We start from the raw sequence: 3221 nt of genomic DNA, 5'->3' as shown, positions 1-3221 counted from the left end.
GACCGTGGCCAAGCTGATCGCCCGCTTCTACGACCCCCTGGGCGGCCGGGTGACCCTCGACGGGGCCGACCTGCGCCAGGTCCGCCTGGCCGACCTGCGCCGGGCCATGGGCTACGTCCCCCAGGAGGGGTTCCTGTTCTCGGGCACGGTCCTGGACAACATCCGCTTCGGCAAGCCCGACGCCGCCCGGGCCGAGGTCGAGGCCGCCGCCCGGGCGGTCGGGGCCGACCAGGTCATCGCCGGCCTGCCCGACGGCTACGACACCCACGTGGGCGAGCGGGGGGCGCTGCTGGCGGCCGGGGAGCGCCAGCTGGTCGCCTTCGCCCGGGCCTGGATCGCCGACCCGGCCCTGCTCATCCTGGACGAGGCCACCAGCAACCTGGACGCGGCCAGCGAGGCCCGCATCACCGACGCCCTCCAGCGCCTCCGCTCCGGCCGGACCACCATCATCATCGCCCACCGGCTGTCCACCATCGCCCAGGCCGACCAGATCGCCGTGGTCGAGGACGGCCGCATCGTCGAGGCCGGCACCCCGGCCGACCTCCGGGCCCGCGGCGGCCGCTTCGCCGAGCTGTTCGACCGCTGGATGGCCGGCGCGGCCTGAGGGCCGGGTCGCCTAGGTGCCGGCGAGGCCGGCGTCGTGGGCCAGGATGGCGGCCTGGACCCGGTTGGTCAGGCCGAGCTTGGCCAGGATGCTGCTGACGTGGGCCTTGACCGTGGCCTCGCTCATGAACAGGCGCCGGCCGATCTGGGCGTTGCTCAGGCCCTGGGCCACCGCGACCACCACCTCGAGCTCGCGCCCGGTGAGGGCCTCCAGCCGCTTGCGGGCCGCCGCCGACCCGGTGCCGCCCCGGGCCGCGAACTCGGCGATCAGCCGCCTGGTCACGGTGGGAGCCAGCATGGCGTTGCCGTCGGCCACGGTCCGGACGGCCTGGATCAGGTCGCGGGGCGGGGTGTCCTTCAGGAGGAACCCGACGGCGCCGTGCTCCAGCGCCGTGTGCACGTACTCGTCCAGCTCGAAGGTGGTCAGCATGATGACCTTGGGCGGGTCGGGCAGGGCCGTGAGCTCCCGGGTCGCCGCCAGGCCGTCCATGGCCGGCATGCGGATGTCCATGAGCACGGCGTCCGGGCGGTGCAGCCGCACCTGCTCCACCGCCCCGCCTCCGTCCGCGGCCTCGCCGATGACCTCGATGTCGCCGGCCGACTCGAGGATCATGCGCAGCCCCGACCGGACCAGCTGCTCGTCGTCGACCAGCACGACCCTGATCACCGGGACGCCACCTCCGCCGGCAGCGAGGCGTGCACCTCGAAGCCCCCGTCGACCCGGCGGTCGGCCCGGAAGGAGCCGCCGAGCAGGGTGACCCGCTCGCGCAGGCCGAGCAGCCCGTGGCCGCCGCCGGCCGGGGCCGGGCCCGGGTGCGGGCCGTCCGGGGCGGCGTTGCGGACCGTCACCTCCAGCCACTCCCGGCCGTAGCGGACCCCGACCTCGGTGGCCGCGTTGGCGGCGTGCTTGTGGACGTTGGTCAGCGCCTCCTGCACCAGCCGGTAGGCGGTCCGCTCGACCGTCGCCGGCAGGCGGCGGCGCCTCCCCTCGACCGCCACCGACACCTCCATCCCGGTCTCCCGGGACTGCTGGGCCAGCCGGTCGAGGTCGGCCAGGGTCGGCTGCGGGCCGAGCGGCGGCCCTTCGGCGTGTTCGCGCAGGACCCCGAGGATGTGGCGGAGCTCCTCGAGCGCCTCCCGGCCGGTCTCGCGGATCAGGCCGGCCTGCTGGGCCGCCTCGGGGTCGGCCAGCGACACCTCCAGGGCGCCGGCGTGCAGGACCATCAGGCCGACCCGGTGGGCGACGACGTCGTGCATCTCCCGGGCGATGCGGGCCCGTTCCTGCGCCTTGGCCTGCTCGGCCTGGAGGAGCTGCTCGCGTTCCAGCCGCTCGGCCTGGTCGCGCAGGTGCGCGACCAGGGCCCGGCGGATCCCGATCCACAGGCCGAGCAGGACCGGCACCCCGACGACCAGCACCGCCACCACGACGGCGAACAGGACGCTCACCTCCGAGACGACCAGCATCCGGGCGGTCACCATCAGGGCGAGCCCACCCAGCAGCAACCCGAACCAGCGGGGACGCCGGGGCCGGGCCGCGATCATGTAGCCGGCGACCATCAGGCCCCAGGGGGCGCCCATCACCACCCACGCGCCCGCTCCGAGCGCCAGCAGCGGGTAGGGGGTGGCCCGCCGGATCAGCACCAGCAGGGCCAGCCCGATCCCGAACAGCAGCCGCAGCGCCGCCGGGGCCTCGCCGAGGAGCTCCGAGTCCGTCGTCCCGGTGCCCTGGTCGGCGGTGAGGACGAGCACCAGGACGGCCAGCCCGACATCGACGGCCGCCGGCCACCAGCGCAGCGCCCATCGGTGGAGTGACCGCCCCGTCTCCCGCATCCACCGAGGGTACGGCCCTGTGCGCAGGCGACCAAGCGACGATCGGCCATCGCGCCTCCGACGTTCGTCGGGGGTCGCCGTCGACCGGGCGCCGATGCCGCGGCCGGGCCGGGCCGGCGACCCTGGGCCGGAACGGACGGCCGACACGGAGGCGGAGGGTCGATGGGGATGGAACGGACGTGGCGGTTGGACGGGAGGGACGCGGGCCGGCGCCTCGGGGTCCGTACCCTGGCCGCCCGCTCCCTGGCCGCGCACAGGGCACGCCTGGCCATGACCCTGGCCGCGGTCGCCATGGGCACGGCGTTCGTCGCCGGCACGCTGTTCTTCACCGACTCGACCAGGCGGGTCGCGGACGCGCCGGCGCTGCGCAACGCCCTGCTCGGCTTCGCCGCCATCGCCGTGCTGGTCGGCGCCTTCGTCATCGCCAACACCTTCACGATGCTGGTGGGGCAGCGGACCCGGGAGCTGGCCCTGCTGCGCGCGGTCGGCCTGTCCCGGCGGCAGGTCTGGTCGATGGTGCTCGGCGAGGCGGCCGCGGTCGGCCTGCTCGGTGGGGTGGCCGGGATCGCCGCCGGCTACGGGTTCGCCGGGGCGGCGCTGCGGTCCCTGGACGGGACGGCCGGCGCGACGCCGGTGGTGGTGCGGTGGCCGGCGCTGCTGGCGCCGCTGGCCGTGGCGGTGGCCGTGACGGTGCTGTCGGCCCTGGCCGCGGCCGGCCGTGCCGCCCGGACGCCCCCGGTGGCCGCGCTCCGCGACGGCACCGCCTCGCCGCCCAGGGGCATCCGGCG

4 protein-coding genes are annotated in these 3221 nt (G+C 76.2%); 2 read left to right on the top strand and 2 right to left on the bottom strand.

Translation table 11 applies throughout. The features are described 5' to 3' along the window. On the top strand, positions 1-604 hold a 604-nt coding region (locus tag VF468_23720), incomplete at its 5' end, for an ATP-binding cassette domain-containing protein (GenBank protein ID HEX5881299.1). A gap of 12 nt (positions 605-616) precedes the next feature. Here the strand turns inward: VF468_23720 and VF468_23715 are convergent. Both VF468_23715 and VF468_23710 read right to left on the bottom strand, forming a co-directional pair. Beyond that, positions 617-1270 (bottom strand): response regulator transcription factor, encoded by a 654-nt coding sequence (locus VF468_23715; GenBank protein HEX5881298.1) that lies wholly within the window; start codon positions 1268-1270, stop codon positions 617-619. Further along, positions 1267-2433, bottom strand: coding sequence for a histidine kinase (locus tag VF468_23710; protein ID HEX5881297.1), 1167 nt, complete (start codon positions 2431-2433; stop codon positions 1267-1269). Before VF468_23710 ends, VF468_23715 begins: the two co-directional genes overlap by 4 nt. Before the next feature lie 168 nt (positions 2434-2601). Here VF468_23710 and VF468_23705 point away from each other — a divergent pair. Continuing rightward, positions 2602-3221: ABC transporter permease (locus VF468_23705; protein ID HEX5881296.1), on the top strand; the 620-nt coding region annotated here is incomplete at its 3' end.

It is taken from the genome of Actinomycetota bacterium (assembly GCA_036280995.1).
Classification (GTDB): Bacteria; Actinomycetota; CALGFH01; order CALGFH01; family CALGFH01; genus CALGFH01.
This window is presented reverse-complemented; position numbering and strand designations above follow the sequence as displayed.